Here is a 16191-nt window from a genome sequence, read left to right on the forward strand (position 1 = left end):
AACTCCTGCCCGCCGGTTACTCGAACCAGAATCGGCGCAGCGCGGTCTCCACATCGGCGGCGCCCTGGGCCAGTTCGCCGTCCCCGGCCCGTGCGGCCGCATCCACCAGATCGCCCCAGCGGGTGAGCACCACCCTGGCGTCGGCGGTGTGCAGCGCCCAGTCGTGGGCGCCGGCGGCGCCGCTGAGCAGCCAGTGCGTGCACAGCCACACCCAGAGGGTGCGGGCGGTGAGGATGTGCCGCTGCAGGTCGCCGTCGCGCCTCAGCGCCGGCCACACCGGCTGCGCCTCGGAACGCCAGGCGTCCACCAGAGCGGTCTCGAGCGCCGCCCGCTTGCCCACCGCGGTCTCGGCGAGCCGGGCCGGGAAGGTCACCAGGGCGTAGGCCACGTCCAGGGTCGCGTCCCGGAAGGCACCGAACTCGTAGTCCATGAACTGGAGTCCGCCGTCGTTGATGAAGATGTTCTCCGGGCCCACGTCCGAGGGGCTGAACGCCCGGTAGTCGCCGGCCTCGAAGAGTCCGGTGCCGGTGCCGAGCTCGGCGACGAGCCGGTCCGGGACGGTGATGTCGAGACGGCGCCCGATCTCGTCGACGGCCGCCGCGGCGGCGGCCGCCTGGGTGGCCACTTCCCCGCCGCCCGCCGTCCGCGCCCCCTTGCCCTGGCGCACCGAGTGCCGCAGCAGCGCGTCGAAGTCGTCCTCGCCGTAGGCGGTGGCCGCATGCATCCGGCCCAGCGCCTGACCCCAGGCGCTGACCCCGCGGGCCGCGGCGTCGGCGTCCTCACCGAGCAGTTCGACCATGGATCGGCCGTGCCCGAGATCGGTGAGCACCACGATGCGCGCCTCGATGTCGGCGGCCAGCAGCTGCGGCCCGGGCCGGGACTGGCTCGGCAGCGCCGTCACGTAGCGGTACGAGGCGACCTCCCGCTGCAGCTGCTCGGGTTCGGCCTCGTCGAAGGCCTTCACCACCACACTGCGGTCGTCGGAGAAGGCGTTGTCCCCCACCCGGGCGCGCATGACCGTGCTGCGGCCGGTCCCGCCGAGGTCCTCGGGCTCGGACAGGCTGACCGGTGATCCGGTCCGACGGCTCAGCACCTCCTCGCCGCTGGCGAGGACGGCGGCGAGGACTTCTTCTTCGAGGACGGTCATGATGGCGTTAGCTCGGAATCCTTCTGCTGGTCACCGCCTGCTCGAGGCGGATTCTTCTGGCGCGAGACGGGTTTCGCGTCGATACCGGACTCCTTGCGCTGCTGCGCGGTGATCGGGGCCGGGGCTTCGGTGAGCGGGTCCACGCCGCCGCCGGACTTGGGGAAGGCGATGACCTCTCGGATCGACGGCTCGCCGGCGAGCAGCGAGACGATACGGTCCCAGCCGAAGGCGATACCGCCGTGCGGAGGGGCGCCGAATGCGAAGGCGTCGAGCAGGAAGCCGAACTTCTCCTGCGCCTCGTCGTTGCCGATGCCCATGATCGCGAAGACCCGCTCCTGCACGTCACGGCGGTGGATACGGATCGATCCGCCGCCGATCTCGTTGCCGTTGCACACGATGTCGTAGGCGTAGGCCAGTGCGCCGCCCGGATCGGCTTCCAGGTTCTCCAGCGATTCCGGCTTCGGCGAGGTGAAGGCGTGGTGCACGGCGGTCCAGGCGCCGGAGCCGACGGCCACGTCGCCGGAGGCGGTGGCTTCGTCGGCGGGCTCGAACAGCGGGGCGTCGACGACCCAGGTGAAGGCCCAGTCGCCCTCCTTGATCAGGCCGAGGCGTTCGGCGATCTCACCGCGCGCCGCACCGAGCAGTGCCCGCGAGGACTTGACCGTACCGGCGGCGAAGAAGACGCAGTCCCCCGGCTGGGCGCCGACGTGCGCGGCCAGACCGTCGCGCTCGGCGTCGGACAGGTTCTTGGCGACCGGTCCGCCCAGGCTGCCGTCCTCCTGGACCAGGACGTAGGCCAGGCCCTTGGCGCCGCGCTGCTTGGCCCACTCCTGCCAGGCGTCGAGCTGCCGGCGCGGCTGAGAGGCACCGCCGGGCATGACCACCGCACCGACGTACGGCGACTGGAAGACCCGGAACGGGGTGTCCTTGAAGTACTCGGTGCACTCGACCAGCTCCAGGCCGAAGCGCAGATCCGGCTTGTCGCTGCCGTAGCGGCGCATGGCATCGGCGTAGGTCATCCGCGGGATCGGGGTGGCGATCTCCACGCCGATCAGCTTCCACAGCGCGGCCAGGATCTGCTCGGCGAGCGCGATCACGTCGTCCTCGTCGACGAAGCTCATCTCGATGTCGAGCTGGGTGAACTCCGGCTGCCGGTCGGCCCGGAAGTCCTCGTCGCGGTAGCAGCGGGCGATCTGGTAGTAGCGCTCCATGCCCGCCACCATCAGCAACTGCTTGAACAGCTGCGGGCTCTGCGGCAGCGCGTAGAAGGAGCCGGGCTGCAGCCGGGCCGGAACCAGGAAGTCGCGCGCCCCCTCCGGGGTGGAACGGGTGAGCGTCGGCGTCTCGATCTCGGTGAAGTCGTTCTCGGCGAGCACGCTGCGGGCGGCGGCGTTGACCTGCGACCGCAGCCGCAGTGCCCGCGCGGGGTCCTCGCGGCGCAGATCCAGGTAGCGGTACCGCAGACGAGCCTCTTCGCCCGGATGCTCGTCGAGCTGGAAGGGCAGCGGCGCGGACTCGTTGAGCACGACGAGCTCACGGGCGTTGATCTCGATGTCGCCGGAGGCGAGGTTCGGGTTCTCGCTGCCCTCGGGCCGCACCTCCACGGTGCCGGTCACCTGAACGCAGTATTCGGCGCGCAGCCTGTGCGCGGCCTCGGCCACCTGCTCGTCGCGGAAGACCACCTGGACCAGACCCGAGCGGTCCCGCAGATCGATGAACACCACCCCGCCGTGATCGCGGCGGCGGGCCACCCAGCCGACGACGGTAACGGTCTGTGTGGCGTTGTCACGCCGCAGGGAGCCGGCGAGGTGGGTGCGGAGCACGGAGATCCTTTCAGGACGGTCAGGCTTTCGATGCGCTGGCATGCGGTCGGCCGGCACGCGAACGCGTCGGGCCGCACGAGTCGGCAGACGTCGTGCTCGATCCTACTGGTCGAGGCCGTCGACGGGCATCGGGTACCCGGCGGTAAGGACCTTGGACTCGGCGACTCGGCCGTGCCGCCGCCGCAGCCGGGACCGCCGTGTCAAGATAACGACGTGACTTTCCAAGGCAGCGGGAAAATCGGCGGCGACCGGGTGTCGGCGGGCGGCTCGGGCGGCGGCAACGGCGGCCGGATCGCGCTCGGCGGCGGCGCCGGCCTGATCCTGACCATTGTGGCGCTGCTCTTCGGGATCAATCCCGGCGACATCACCGGCGGCGGTTCGGGCTCGAGCATCAGCAGCGGCAGCGGCGTGGAGTCGAACAACGCCGAACTGCAGCAGCACCTCGACGAGTGCACCTGGGAGCAGGCCAACACCGATGACGCCTGCCGGATCAAGGCCACCACTCAGAGTCTGGACACGGTGTGGTCGCAATTGATGGGCGATCAATACACGCGCCCGCAGACCGTCGTCTTCAGCGGCAGCATCAACACCGGCTGCGGTGCGGCGAGCTCGGCGATGGGGCCCTTCTACTGCCCGGCCGACCAGACCGCGTACTTCGATCCGTCCTTCTTCGCCGATCTCAAGCAGATGGGCGGCTCGGACGGTCCGCTGGCGCAGGAGTACGTGGTGGCCCACGAGTACGGACATCACGTGGAGAACCTGACCGGGGTGCTCGCCAAGGGGCAGCGGATGGGCAATGACGGCTCGGTGCGTATCGAGCTGCAGGCCGACTGCCTGGCCGGGGTGTGGGCGTATCACGCCGAGCGCGGCGAGGGCGAGGGCTACCTCGAACCGATCACCGACGAACAGATCGCCAGCGTGATCCAGTCCGCCCGGGCGATCGGCGACGACACCATCCAGGGCGCCGGCTCCAACCCGGAGAGCTGGACGCACGGCAGCGCCGAGCAGCGGGTGCGCTGGTTCAAGATCGGCTACGCCGACGGCGATGCCCGCCGCTGCGACACCTTCGCCACCAACGACCTCTAGGTCCCCGATCCCTAGGTCTGCGGCAAGAATCGTCCGCTGAGCGGCCCGCCGAGGGCATATTGCCCTCGGCGGCCGCCGGAGAGGACGATTTTTGCAGTGACGGCGGCGGAGGCCCACCCGTGGTGATACGAAAAGGACATGCCCATCACTGCCACCCGGTCCAACCGTGTCGACGACTTCCTGGCCCGCAGCGCCGCGCGGACACCGGACCGCACCGCGCTCACCTTCACCGACCGCACCTGGACGTACCGCGAGCTCGACGACGCCGTCAGCCGCGGCGCCGCCGACCTGCTCAGCCGCGGCCTGCACGACGGCGACCGGGTGGCCACCTACGGCACCAACTCCGACGCCTACGTGATCGCCTACCTGGCCTGTTCGCGGGCGGGCCTGGTGCACGTGCCGATCAACTACATGCTCACCGGTGACGAGCTGGCCTACCTGATCGCCGATTCGGGCGCCGCCCTGGTGCTGGCCGACGAGGCGCTGCGCCCGCGGGCCGCGGAGCTGGAGCTGACCGCGGTGGCCGCTCTGCGCGACGGCGACGGCGCCTTCCTCGACCGGGTGCGCACCGGCGACGTCCCGGAACCGCCGATCGCCCCCGACACCGGTCTGGTGCAGCTGCTGTACACCTCCGGCACCACCTCGGCGCCCAAGGGCGCGATGATGACGCACCGTGCGCTGACCCACGAGTACTACTCGTGCATCACCGCCTTCTCGATGACCGCGCAGGACACTCCCCTGCACGCCATGCCGCTCTACCACTCGGCGGGCATGCACGTGTGGATGATGCCGTACCTGGCCGTGGGCGCGACCAACCATCTGATGGAGGCGCCGGAGGTGGGCAAGGTCCTCGAGCAGCTCGAGGCACGCAAGGCCGGTGCGATCTTCCTCGCGCCCACCGTGTGGGTGCCGCTCTCCCAGCATCCGGACTTCGCCACGCGGGATCTCTCGGCACTGCGCAAGGCCGTGTACGGGGCGTCGATCATGCCGGTGCCGGTCCTCGAGCGCCTGTCGCAGGCCCTGCCCGGTCTGGGCTTCTACAACGCCTTCGGGCAGAGCGAGATCGGACCGCTGGCCACCGTGCTGGCCCCCGAGGAGCACGCGGACCGTCCGGCGTCGTGCGGGCGCGCCGTGCTGAACGTGGAGCTGAAGGTGGTCGACCCCGACGGACAGCCGGTCTCCGGCGACCAGCCCGGCGAGGTGCTGTACCGGTCCCCGCAGCTCTGCGAGGGCTACTGGAACAAGCCGGAGGCCACCGCCGAGGCCTTCGACGGCGGCTGGTTCCACTCCGGCGACCTGGTGACCATCGACGACGAGGGCTACATCACCGTCGTCGACCGCATCAAGGACGTGGTCAACACCGGCGGGGTGCTGGTGGCCTCCCGCGAGGTCGAGGACGCGCTGTACACCCATCCGGGGGTCGGCGAGGTGGCGGTGATCGGCGTGCCCGACGAGAAGTGGATCGAGGCGATCGCCGCCTTCGTCGTGCTCGCCGACGGCGCTGCGGTCACCGCGGACGAGCTGATCGCCTACACGAAGCAGCGGCTGGCGCCGTTCAAGGTGCCCAAGGCGGTGCACCTGGTCGCCGAGCTGCCCCGCAACGCCAGCGGCAAACTCCTCAAGCGGGTACTGCGCGACGACGTCCCGGCCGGGTAGCGGTCACAGGCGCGCAGACAGTTCGGCGACCACGTCGTCGAGCGGGATCTTGTGCTGCGTGCCGTTGCTCAGGTCTTTGATCTCCACGGTGCCCTCGGCGAGCTCGTTCTCGCCGAGGACCAGCGCCAGCCGGGCGCCGGAACGGTCGGCGGCCTTCATCGCCCCCTTCAGGCCGCGGTCGCCGTAGGCCAGATCGATGCTGATGCCGTGCTCACGCAGCCGGCCGGCCACCGCCACCAGCTCGGCCTTGGCCGCGGTGCCGAGCGGTACCCCGAAGACCTGGACGCGGCCTTCTCCGGCCACCGAGACGTTCTCGGCGGCCAGTGCCAGCACGGTGCGGTCCACGCCGATGCCGAAGCCGATGCCCGAGAGGTCCTGCTTGCCGCCGATCTGGCGCATCAGGCCGTCGTAGCGGCCACCGCCGCCGATCCCGGACTGGGCGCCCAGACCGTCGTGCACGAACTCGAAGGTCGTCTTGGTGTAGTAGTCCAGGCCGCGCACCAGCCGGGGGTTGAGCTCGTAGCGCACGCCGAGCCGGTCCAGGTGCGCCCGGACCTGCTCGAAGTGCTCGCGGGCCGAATCGCTGAGATGGTCGATCATCAGCGGTGCCCCGGCGGTGGCCTCCTTGATCTCCGGCCGCTTGTCGTCGAGGACGCGCAGCGGGTTGATGCGTGCGCGCTCGCGGGTCGGCTCGTCCAGGTCGAGTCCGAACAGGAACTCCTGCAAGGCTTCCCGGTACTGAGGACGGCAGGTGTCGTCGCCGAGCGAGGTCAGTTCGAGGCGGTAGCCGGACAGGCCGAGCCGGCGGTAGCCCTCGTCGGCGACGGCGATCACCTCGGCGTCGAGCGCCGGATCGTCGACGCCGATGGCCTCGACGCCCACCTGCTGCAGCTGGCGGTACCGTCCGGCCTGCGGCCGCTCATAGCGGAAGAACGGACCGGCGTAACAGACCTTCACCGGCAGCTGGCCGCGGTCGAGGCCGTGCTGGATCACCGCACGCATCACGCCGGCGGTGCCCTCCGGCCGCAGCGTCACCGAGCGGTCACCGCGGTCGGCGAAGGTGTACATCTCCTTGCTGACCACGTCCGTGGACTCGCCCACGCCGCGCGCGAACAGCGCCGTGTCCTCGAAGATCGGCAACTCGATGTGGCCGTAGCCCGCACGATGCGCGGCATCGGTGAGCGCCGAGCGCACGGCCAGGAAGTCGGCGGAGGCCGGCGGGAAATAGTCCGGGATCCCCTTGGGTGCGGAGAATTCGGCGCTCACAGTCCGAAACGTCCTTTCTTGACATCGTCGGCCGCCGGGCCGTCGGCGGTGCCGAGGCCCTGCAGGAACGGATTGCCGGCGCGTTCTGCGCCGATGGTGGTCTGCGGGCCGTGCCCGGGCAGCACCACCGTGTGGTCGGGGCGGCCGAGGACCTTCTCGGCGATGGAGTTCAGCAGCGTCTGATGGTCGCCGCCGGGCAGATCGGTGCGGCCGATGGAGCCGGCGAAGAGCACGTCCCCGGAGAAGCAGACCGGGGCCGGGCCCTCGTCGGTGGGCACCTCGATGGTCAGCAGCACACTGCCGCGGGTGTGCCCGGGCGCCAGGTCCACCGACCAGCGCAGTCCGGCGACCTCCTCGTCGCGTCCGTCGGCGAATTCGATGACCTTCTCGGGCTCGCGGAACTCGATGCCGCCGATCATCGGACCGAGGGAGCGGCCGAGTCCGGAGGCCGGGTCGGCGAGCATCGGACGGTCGTCGGCGTGGATGTAGACCGGGATCGAGTACTCGTCGGCCAGTTCGGCGGCGTTCCAGGTGTGGTCCAGGTGGCCGTGCGTCAGGAAGATCGCCACCGGTGTCAGCCGATGCTCGGCGAGCAGTTCGCGCACCTGCGGCGCGGCGTCCTGACCCGGATCGATGATGATCGCGTCGCTGCCGGGGCCGTCGGCCACCAGATAGCAGTTGGTCTGGAACATCCCCGCGGGAAATCCGGTGATGAGCACGGCTCGGGGCCTCCTTATGGCGAAGTGTGCGTTCTCCATTGTGTCATCGGCCCTCAATCGCCGAGAACCGCACCACCGGATGCTCAGACTCCTGCGATAGCATGGGGCGCGCCGTGGACTCCCGCGGCTATGACGGCTACCGTCGGCCACGTCCGGCCCACGGTTCACCCACCGCCGAAAGACACAGGAGGACACACGAGCGTGTCGACCAATGAGGAGCGTCGCGAGGCCGCCAAGCGCAAGCTGGAAGAGCGACTCGAGGCCGAGCGGCAGCAGGCACATCGTCGACGCGTCGTCATCGGTTCCGTGTCCGGTGTGGTGGTTCTCGCGGTCCTGGTGACCGCCGGTTTCTTCAGCTACCGCGCGTGGGACAACTCGCGGCACGTGACCTGTGACTACCAGGCGGCCCCGGTGGAGGCCGACAAGGTGCTCGCCGCCGTCCAGGAGCAGGTCAAATCGGTGGAGCCGAACCAGAAGCAGGCCGCCGACGAGTACCTCGCGGAGTTCACCGAGGGCCTGAAGAAGCTGCGCACCTCGCACAAGCCGGACGACCGCGTCCTCAAGGAGGGCGACGCGCAGCTGCAGCTGGCCACCAACAAGGGCGATGTGACGATCAAGCTCGATCGCAGCAAGGCGCCCTGCAATGTCAATGCGATGATCTCGCTGGCGAACGACGGCTACTACGACGGCGCCACCTGCAACCGTCTGATGATGCAGCAGGGTCTGGGCCTGCTGATGTGCGGCGACCCGACCGGCACCGGTGCGGGCGGCCCGGGCTGGAACAGCCCGGACGAGACCCCGGACTTCCTCGAGACGGTGCCCGCCGACCCGCAGATGGCTCAGCTGGGTCTGGCCCAGGAGAACGCCAAGTACCCGCGCGGCACGGTGGTGATCGCCAACAACAACAATGAGCAGTCCGGCACCACCGACACCGGCAACGCCAACTTCTACATCGTCACCGCCGACACCGAGCTCCCGCCGAGCATGTCGGTCGTCGGCTCCGTCGACGAGGCCGGCATGAAGATCGTCGACGAAGTGGTCAAGGGCGGCACTCAGCGCACCGCCGGCGGCACCGAGCAGGCCGGCCGCCCCAACGTCGACCTGACGATCACCAAGACCTCCGTCTCCGACTGACCGACGCCACGCGCGACATCCAAGCGTTCGCGCTCCCCGTCGATGGGGAGCGCGAACGTTTGAGTATCGCGTGAAGAACGGTGCCCGAGGTCAAGCCGCGGAGGTGACGCGGTAGACGTCGTAGACGCCTTCGACGTTGCGGACCACGTTGAGCACGTGACCGAGGTGTTTGGGGTCGCCCATCTCGAAGGTGAACTTGCTGATCGCCACCCGGTCGCGGCTGGTCTGCACGGAGGCCGACAGGATGTTGACCTTCTCGTCGGCGAGCACCCGGGTGATGTCCGACAGCAGGCGATGACGGTCGAGCGCCTCCACCTGGATCGCCACCAGGAACACCGAGGTGGGATTGGGCGCCCAGGTGACCGGGATCAGCCGTTCGGGCTGGCTGCGCAGATCGTCGGCGTTGGTGCAGTCGGCGCGGTGCACGCTCACCCCGCCGCCGCGGGTGACGAAGCCGATGATGTCGTCGCCGGGCACGGGGGTACAGCATTTGGCCAGTTTGGCGAGCACGTTGTCGAGCCCTTCGACCACCACCCCGGCGTCGCCGCCGGAGCGGGCGCGCTGCGGCACCGTCGACGGGGTGGAGCGCTCGGCGATCTGCTCCTCGGCGCCTTCGACGCCGCCGAGCATAGCCACCAGCCGGTGCACCACCCGGCCGGCGGTCAGGTTTCCCTCACCGACGGCCGTGTAGATGGCGTCGATGTCGGTGTACCCGAGCTCGGAGGCCAGCGCGTTGACCGAGTCGGCCGAGAGCAGGCGGTGCAGCGGCAGTCCCCCGCGCCGCACCTCCTTGACGATCGCCTCCTTGCCGGCCTCGAGCGCCTCCTCGCGGCGCTCCTTGGCGAACCACTGCCGGATCTTGGTCTTGGCGCGCGGCGAGACGACGAAGCTCTGCCAGTCCTTGCTCGGTCCGGCGTTCTCGTCCTTGGAGGTGAACACCTCCACCACCTCGCCGTTCTCGAGCTGACGCTCGAGCGCGACGAGCCGGCCGTTGACCCGGGCGCCGATACACCGGTGCCCCACCTCCGTGTGCACCGCGTAGGCGAAGTCCACCGGGGTCGAGCCGGTCGGCAGGGTGATCACGTCCCCCTTCGGGGTGAAGACGAAGATCTCCCGGACCGCCAGGTCGTAGCGCAGCGACTCGAGGAACTCGCCGGGGTCGGCGGCTTCCCGCTGCCAGTCGAGCAGCTGCCGCATCCAGGCCATGTCGTCGACCTCGGTGGAGTCGGACGGCTTGCGGCCCTTGCCTTTCCGCCCCTCCTTGTACCGCCAGTGCGCGGCGATCCCGAACTCGGCGGTGCGGTGCATGTCGTGGGTGCGGATCTGCACCTCGAGCGGTTTGCCCTCCGGCCCGATCACGGTGGTGTGCAAGGACTGGTACACGCCGAAGCTGGGCTGGGCGATGTAGTCCTTGAACCGGCCCGCCATCGGCTGCCACAGCGAATGCACCACGCCGATCGCGGCGTAGCAGTCGCGCACCTCGTCGCACAGGATGCGCATGCCGACCAGGTCGTGGATATCGTCGAAGTCGCGGCCCTTGACGATCATCTTCTGGTAGATCGACCAGTAGTGCTTGGGCCGGCCCTCGACGACGGCCCCGATCCGAGCCGCGCCGAGCGCATTGTTCAGATCGCTGCGGACCCGCGCGAGATAAGTGTCGCGGCTCGGCGCCCGATCGGCCACCAGCCGCACGATCTCCTCGTAACGTTTGGGGTGCAGAATCGCGAAGGACAGGTCCTCGAGTTCCCACTTGACCGTCGCCATGCCCAGCCGGTGTGCCAGTGGCGCAATCACTTCCAGCGTCTCACGGGCCTTACGGGCCTGCTTCTCCGGCGGCAGGAAGCGCATCGTGCGCATGTTGTGCAGCCGGTCGGCCACCTTGATCACCAGCACTCGCGGGTCGCGGGCCATCGCGATGATCATCTTGCGGATGGTTTCGGCTTCGGCGGCGCTGCCGAGCGCCACCTTGTCGAGCTTGGTGACCCCGTCCACCAGGTGGGCCACCTCGGCGCCGAAGTCGTTCTCGAGCTCCTCGAGCGAATACCCGGTGTCCTCGACGGTGTCGTGCAGCAGTGCGGCCACCAGCGTGGTGGTGTCCATGCCCAGATCGGCCAGGATGGTCGCCACCGCCAGCGGGTGCGTGATGTACGGGTCGCCGGACTTGCGGTACTGCTCGGCGTGCAGGCGGGCCGCCACCTCGTAGGCCTGCTGCAGCACCGAGACGTCGGCCTTCGGATACACCTCGCGGTGCAGTGCGGCGAGCGGCTCGAGCACCGGTTCGATGGTGCTGCGCGGCGCGGCGGTCATCCGGCGGGCCAGCCGGGCGCGCACGCGGCGCGAGCTCAGCGAGGTGCCCCCGTCGTCCGGGCGCCGCCCGGTATCCGCGTCAGTCATGCTGCGAGTCTAGACGTCTTCGTCAGCCCTGGCAGATGGTGTGGACGGCCACGTCGCCCAGGTCCGCGGCCAGCGTCGCCCGCCCGGGCAGGCCGGACAGTTCCATCATCACGGCGATCGCCGAGACAGTGGCCCCGGCCTGCTGCAGCAACCGGGCGGCCGCGCCCAGCGTGCCTCCGGTGGCGAGCAGATCGTCCACGACGGCCACCCGCCGGCCGGCCAGCGCCATGCCCTCGGCGGGCAGCTCCAGCCGGGCGGTGCCGTATTCGAGGGCGTAGTCGACGCCGATCACCGGCGGCGGCAGTTTGCCGGCCTTGCGGACGGCCACCACGCCGACGCCGAGCGCCCGGGCCACCGCCCCGCCGAGCAGGAAGCCGCGGGCGTCGATGCCGGCGATCACCTGAGCGTCGGCGCAGCATTCGGCGAGCGCCTCGGTGACCACGGCCAGCCCGTCGGCGTCGGCGAGGACCGGCGTGAGGTCCTTGAACGCGATCCCCGGGCTCGGAAAGTCCTGCACCAGCCGGGCGTGCCGGTCGATGGCGGTGCGGGCCCGCCGCACCGAGTCAGTCAGTTCAGCCTGCATACAGCCACCGATCCATGTTCCAGCCGGTGCCGGTGTATCCCCGGCCCGGAACCACCCGGGTGGTGCCGGCGGTGTGCTCGCGCGCCCGCACGGTGCCGTAGAGCGGCAGTGAGACCATCGAGTCCCAGGCGGCGGTCTCCACGGTCCGGTACAGCGGCAGCCGGGCCGAGTCGCTCACGGTGATCGCCAGATCGCTCAGCGCCCCGGTGACCTGACCGTTGCGGAACTCCGGCAGGTTCAGCGGATCGCCGCCGAAGAGCTGGTAGGCGTCGGGCATACCCGAGGCGGTGCCCGCCGCCGCACCCCCGGTGGGTCCGTTGGTGAGCAGGACGTCGGCGTTCACCCCGAGATCGGACGGAGCGATACCGGGCTGATCGACATCGGTGACGGTGATCCCGGCCGAGGCGCAGCTCTCCCCGATCTGGGTGATCACCGCCTTCGCGATCGGGTCGGCGCCGGCGTGGGCGACCCGGACGGTCATCTTGGCGCCGCCCTGAGCGCGCTGGTTCATCAGCGATCGTGCGCGGGCGATGTCGGCCCGCGGGTAGCGCCGCGCGTACTGCGCGTTGAGCGCACCGCCGAGCGGATCGGAGGGTGAGACGGTCCGCAGCGACCAGACCACCCCGTTGGCGCCGTACTTGCGAGCCAGTTCGTCGCGCGGCACGCAGGCCGCGAACGCCTTGCGCGCGTTGACGTCCGAGAGCACGCCACGGTCGGAGAACACCAGCTGGGTCACCGACAACGGCAGCGGATCCTTGGCCGCGGTGCGGTTGGGTCCGCCGGCCGCCTCATCCGCGGCCCGGCCCATCAGCCGGTCGGCCAGGGCCAGATCCCCGGTGTCGGCGACCCGCACCCGGCCGTCGGCGACCGCCTTGCCGGTGTCGGTCTCCTGAGTGAAGACGCGGACGGTGTCGGTGGCGGCCGGCTGGCCCCACCACTTCTCGTTGCGCTTGAGCACCAGCCCGTCGGCCTCGTCGAAGCCGGTGACCCGGTAGGGGCCGGACGCGAGGAAGGTGTCGTCCCCGATGTCCTGGCCCGGCTTCAGGTCGAAGCCGGTGTTCCACGCCTTGGCGATCTTCCCGATGTCGGAGACCTTGTCGTCGTTGATCGCGCGGGCCACGTCGGGGACACCGGCGATCCGGCCCACCACGTGGGCGGGCAGCAGGACGCCGGGCCCGAAGAGCGCCCGCCAGGCGGTGTAGTCGCGGCCGCGCCGGAAGGTCACGGTCGCCTCCTTCTCACCGGGCGTGCAGGCGACGTTCTCGATCTCGCGGTAGCCGGCGGTGGTGGCCTGGTCGAAGCCCTTGGCCCGCCCGCCCATCGCGGTCGCGGCCAGCAGCAGATCGTCGCAGGTCATCGGATGGCCGTCGGAGTACACCGCATGGTCGGAGAACGTGTACTTGAGGGTCAGCGACGGTCCGTCGACGACGCTGACCGTGCCGATGTCCCGATCCATCACCACCTGGCCGTCCGGCCCGAGGTAGCTGAATCCGGGGAGCACCCGGGCCAGTCCCATGATCGCGCCGGAGGCGTAGCCGTCGACGGTGTTGGTGTTGTACGTGGAGACGGTGGCGTCGGTCAGGTAGCCGATACCGCCCTCCTCGTCGCTGCCGCAGGCCACCAGCACGGTGGTCAGCGACAGCGCCGCGATCGCGGCGGCCGGCAGCCGCCGCAGACCGCGCCGGTTCACGCCGCGCTCCGTTCCCGCCTGGCCAGCACCTTACGGGTGTGCGCCGCGATCTCCTTGTTCCGTTCTTTGAGCGTGACCAGGAACGGCGAGGCCAGGAACACCGACGAATACGCGCCCACCACGACGCCCACCAGCTGGATCAGCGCCAGATCCTTGAGGGTGCCCACGCCGAGCATCCAGACGGCCACCACCATCAGCGCGATGATCGGCAGCACCGAGATGACGGTGGTGTTGATCGAGCGCATCAGTGTCTGGTTGACCGCCAGGTTGGCCTGCTCGGCATAGGTGCGACGACTGGTCGCCAGCACCGAGCGGGTGTTCTCCTCCACCTTGTCGAAGACCACCACGGTGTCGTACACCGAGAAGCCCAGGATGGTGAGCAGTCCGATCACCGTCGCCGGGGTCACCTCGAAGCCGACCAGCGAGTACACGCCGGCCGTGACCACCAGGTCGAACAGCAGCGAGACGAGCGCCGCCAGCGACATCTCCCGGTCGAAGCGGATGGCGATGTAGACGAACACCACCACAAGGAAGACCACCAGGGCGATGACCATCTTGCGGGTGATCTCCGACCCCCAGGTGCTCGACACGTCCGAACTGGAGACGTCGGCGGCCTTCAGGCCGGGCCCGAACTCGTCGGCGAGCGCCTCGGTGACGGCGTTGGTCTGCGCCTGGTCCAGGTGGTCGGTACGCACCTGGATAGTGGCGGCGGTACCGCTGCCGGCCTTCTGCACGCTGTCGGGATCAGAGCCCAGCGCCTCACCGACCACATCCTCGACGGCACTGGTGGTGACCGTGGACGAGGCGGGCAGCGAGATCTCGGTGCCGCCTTCGAAGTCGATGCCGAAGGTGAAGCCGCGGAAGACCATCGACAGGATGCAGATCAGCATGATCACCGCCGAGATGACATACCAACTGCGCCGCTTGCCGACGATGTCGAAGGCACCGGTACCACTGTAGAGGCGCGAGAGGAAACCGCGTTCGGTGTCGGCGCGGTAGTCGGCGTCGGACCATTCGCCGGTCGGTGCGGCGTCGGTGTCCTGTACCGCGGTGCCGGTCGCCGGCTCGGTGTTCTGGCGGTCGCTCACGAGGCGGTCTCCTTCGTGCTGCGGGCTGCGGCGGCGGCCCGGCGGCGCTCGCGCGCCACCTCGCTGACCGCGCCGAGACCGTTGATGCTGGGCCGGGACAGGAACTCCGACCGGCTGGCGAGGACCACCAGCGGATGGGTCACCAGGAACACCACCACCACGTCGAGGATCGTGGTCAGGCCCAGGGTGAATGCGAAGCCGCGGACCTCGCCGACGGCCAGAACGTAGATCACCACCGAGGCGATGAAGCTGACGGCGTTACCGGTCCACACCGTGCGCCGGGCGCTGGTCCAGCCGCGGGGCACCGCGGATTTGAATTTGCGGCCCTCACGCATCTCGTCCTTGATGCGTTCGAAGTAGACGACGAACGAGTCCGCCGTCATGCCGATGCCGATGATCAGACCGGCGATACCGGCGAGATCGAGGGTGAACCCGATCCACCGGCCCAGCAGGATGATCAGACCGTAGGTCATCGCACCGGCCAGAATGATGGAGCCGACGGCCAGGAAGCCGAGCATCCGGTAGTAGGCCAGCGCGTAGATGAAGACCGCGATCAGACCGATCAGACCGGCGATGAGGCCGGCCTTGAGCGATTCCAGGCCGAGGGTGGCCGAGACGGTCTGCGCGTCGGCCGCGTCGAAGGACAGCGGCAGCGAACCGTACTTCAGCGCGTTGGCGAGCTCGTCCGCGTCGGAGCGGGTGAACGAGCCGCTGATCTCGGTGGTGCCGATGATCTGCGAGTTGATGGTGGCCGCCGAGACCACCTTCGAGTCCAGGACCACGGCGGTGCTCTCACCGATGTGCTGACCGGTGTAGTCGATCCAGGCCTGCTTGCCGTCGCCCTTGTAGTCGACGTTCACCACCCACTGTCCGGTGGAGTTCTGTCCGGAGGAGGCGTCCTTGACGTCGCGGCCGTCGATGATCATCGGGCCGAGCAGGTACACCTGCCCGTCCTTGTTGCCGCACGCCACCAGATACTCGTCGGGTTTGTCGTGCCCGACGAGCGGATCGTTGGATTCGGGCGAACAGTCCACCTTGGCCATCTGCTCCTGCAGCGCGCCCAGGGCGGCCTGGTCCGCGTCGGCGGGCGCCTGGCGGACCTTGCGCTGAGCGTCGATCGCGGCGGCCTGCTGCTCGGCGGTCATGGTCGAGAAGTCGGGCCGCTCGGCGCCCTGCTGAGGCTGCGCCGGAACGGGCTGGCCGACCACCGGCCGCACGTACAGCCGCGCGGTCTGGCCCAGCGAGCGGGCCTGCTTGCCGTCGTCGCCGGGCACGGTGATCACCAGGTTGTCGCCGGTGACCACCACCTCGGAGCCGCCCACACCCAGACCGTTGACGCGCTGCTCGATGATCTGGCGCGCCTGGTCGAGCTGGCTGCCGCTGGGCTTGCTGCCGTCATCGGTGCGGGCGGTGAGCACCACGCGGGTGCCGCCCTGCAGGTCGATGCCGAGTTTCGGTTCGGCCTTGCCGTCACCGGTCAGGAAGACCAGCAGATAGATCACGGCCAGCAGCGCCAGAAAAAGACTCAGGGGCTGCCAGGGCGGCACCCCCCGGCGCACAGTGCCGTTGCGCCGGGGGCGCGGGATGGGATTGCTCACGGGCGGA

Annotated in this window: 12 protein-coding genes; 3 read left to right on the forward strand and 9 right to left on the reverse strand. The window is 69.8% G+C overall.

All coding sequences use genetic code 11. The features are described 5' to 3' along the window. Positions 1–16 precede the first annotated feature (16 nt). Together ACJMNC_RS00875 and aspS are read right to left on the reverse strand one after the other, a co-directional pair. The gene (locus ACJMNC_RS00875) at positions 17–1147 is read right to left on the reverse strand and encodes a hypothetical protein (RefSeq protein WP_408946072.1); all 1131 of its coding nucleotides are present in this window, start codon (positions 1145–1147) and stop codon (positions 17–19) included. Continuing rightward, positions 1144–2970, reverse strand: a complete 1827-nt coding sequence (gene aspS / locus ACJMNC_RS00880) for an aspartate--tRNA ligase (RefSeq protein ID WP_408946073.1) — start codon at positions 2968–2970, stop codon at positions 1144–1146. The genes ACJMNC_RS00875 and aspS overlap by 4 nt, the downstream gene beginning before the upstream one ends. 213 nt (positions 2971–3183) lie before the next feature. On the opposite strand from aspS, the gene ACJMNC_RS00885 reads away from it, so the two are divergent. Then, entirely contained in the window at positions 3184–4056 is an 873-nt protein-coding gene (locus ACJMNC_RS00885) for a neutral zinc metallopeptidase (protein WP_408946074.1), read from the forward strand. 138 nt (positions 4057–4194) lie between these two features. Continuing rightward, the gene (locus ACJMNC_RS00890; RefSeq protein ID WP_408946075.1) at positions 4195–5712 is read left to right on the forward strand and encodes a fatty acyl-CoA synthetase; all 1518 of its coding nucleotides are present in this window, start codon (positions 4195–4197) and stop codon (positions 5710–5712) included. A gap of 3 nt (positions 5713–5715) precedes the next feature. Here the strand turns inward: ACJMNC_RS00890 and hisS are convergent, their stop codons facing one another. Further along, positions 5716–6978 (reverse strand): histidine--tRNA ligase, encoded by a 1263-nt coding sequence (hisS, locus tag ACJMNC_RS00895; protein WP_408946076.1) that lies wholly within the window; start codon positions 6976–6978, stop codon positions 5716–5718. Next, positions 6975–7697 carry an MBL fold metallo-hydrolase gene (locus tag ACJMNC_RS00900; protein WP_408946077.1) on the reverse strand — a complete coding sequence of 241 codons (723 nt, stop codon included), beginning with the start codon at positions 7695–7697 and terminating at the stop codon, positions 6975–6977. Before ACJMNC_RS00900 ends, hisS begins: the two co-directional genes overlap by 4 nt. A 201-nt stretch (positions 7698–7898) precedes the next feature. Here ACJMNC_RS00900 and ACJMNC_RS00905 point away from each other — a divergent pair, with 201 nt between their 5' ends. Continuing rightward, a complete protein-coding gene (locus ACJMNC_RS00905; RefSeq protein ID WP_408946078.1) occupies positions 7899–8831 on the forward strand; it encodes a peptidylprolyl isomerase in 933 nt (310 codons plus the stop codon). 90 nt (positions 8832–8921) lie between these two features. Here the strand turns inward: ACJMNC_RS00905 and ACJMNC_RS00910 are convergent, their stop codons facing one another. The 5 genes from ACJMNC_RS00910 to secD are packed head-to-tail and all read right to left on the reverse strand — an operon-like array spanning position 8922 to position 16184. Further along, positions 8922–11225 carry a RelA/SpoT family protein gene (locus ACJMNC_RS00910; RefSeq protein WP_408946079.1) on the reverse strand — a complete coding sequence of 768 codons (2304 nt, stop codon included), beginning with the start codon at positions 11223–11225 and terminating at the stop codon, positions 8922–8924. Between the two features lie 22 nt (positions 11226–11247). Next, positions 11248–11808 (reverse strand): adenine phosphoribosyltransferase, encoded by a 561-nt coding sequence (locus tag ACJMNC_RS00915; RefSeq protein ID WP_408946080.1) that lies wholly within the window; start codon positions 11806–11808, stop codon positions 11248–11250. Next, on the reverse strand, positions 11798–13498 hold the full coding sequence (locus tag ACJMNC_RS00920) for an ABC transporter substrate-binding protein (RefSeq protein ID WP_408946081.1): 1701 nt from the start codon (positions 13496–13498) through the stop codon (positions 11798–11800). The genes ACJMNC_RS00915 and ACJMNC_RS00920 overlap by 11 nt, the downstream gene beginning before the upstream one ends. Further along, positions 13495–14586: a protein translocase subunit SecF gene (secF, locus tag ACJMNC_RS00925; RefSeq protein WP_408946082.1), complete on the reverse strand. Its 1092-nt coding sequence runs from the start codon at positions 14584–14586 to the stop codon at positions 13495–13497. The genes ACJMNC_RS00920 and secF overlap by 4 nt, the downstream gene beginning before the upstream one ends. Further along, positions 14583–16184, reverse strand: coding sequence for a protein translocase subunit SecD (gene secD, locus ACJMNC_RS00930; protein WP_408946083.1), 1602 nt, complete (start codon positions 16182–16184; stop codon positions 14583–14585). Before secD ends, secF begins: the two co-directional genes overlap by 4 nt. Positions 16185–16191 lie beyond the last annotated feature (7 nt).

Source organism: Gordonia sp. VNK21 (assembly GCF_046098115.1).
Lineage (GTDB): Bacteria > Actinomycetota > Actinomycetes > Mycobacteriales > Mycobacteriaceae > Gordonia.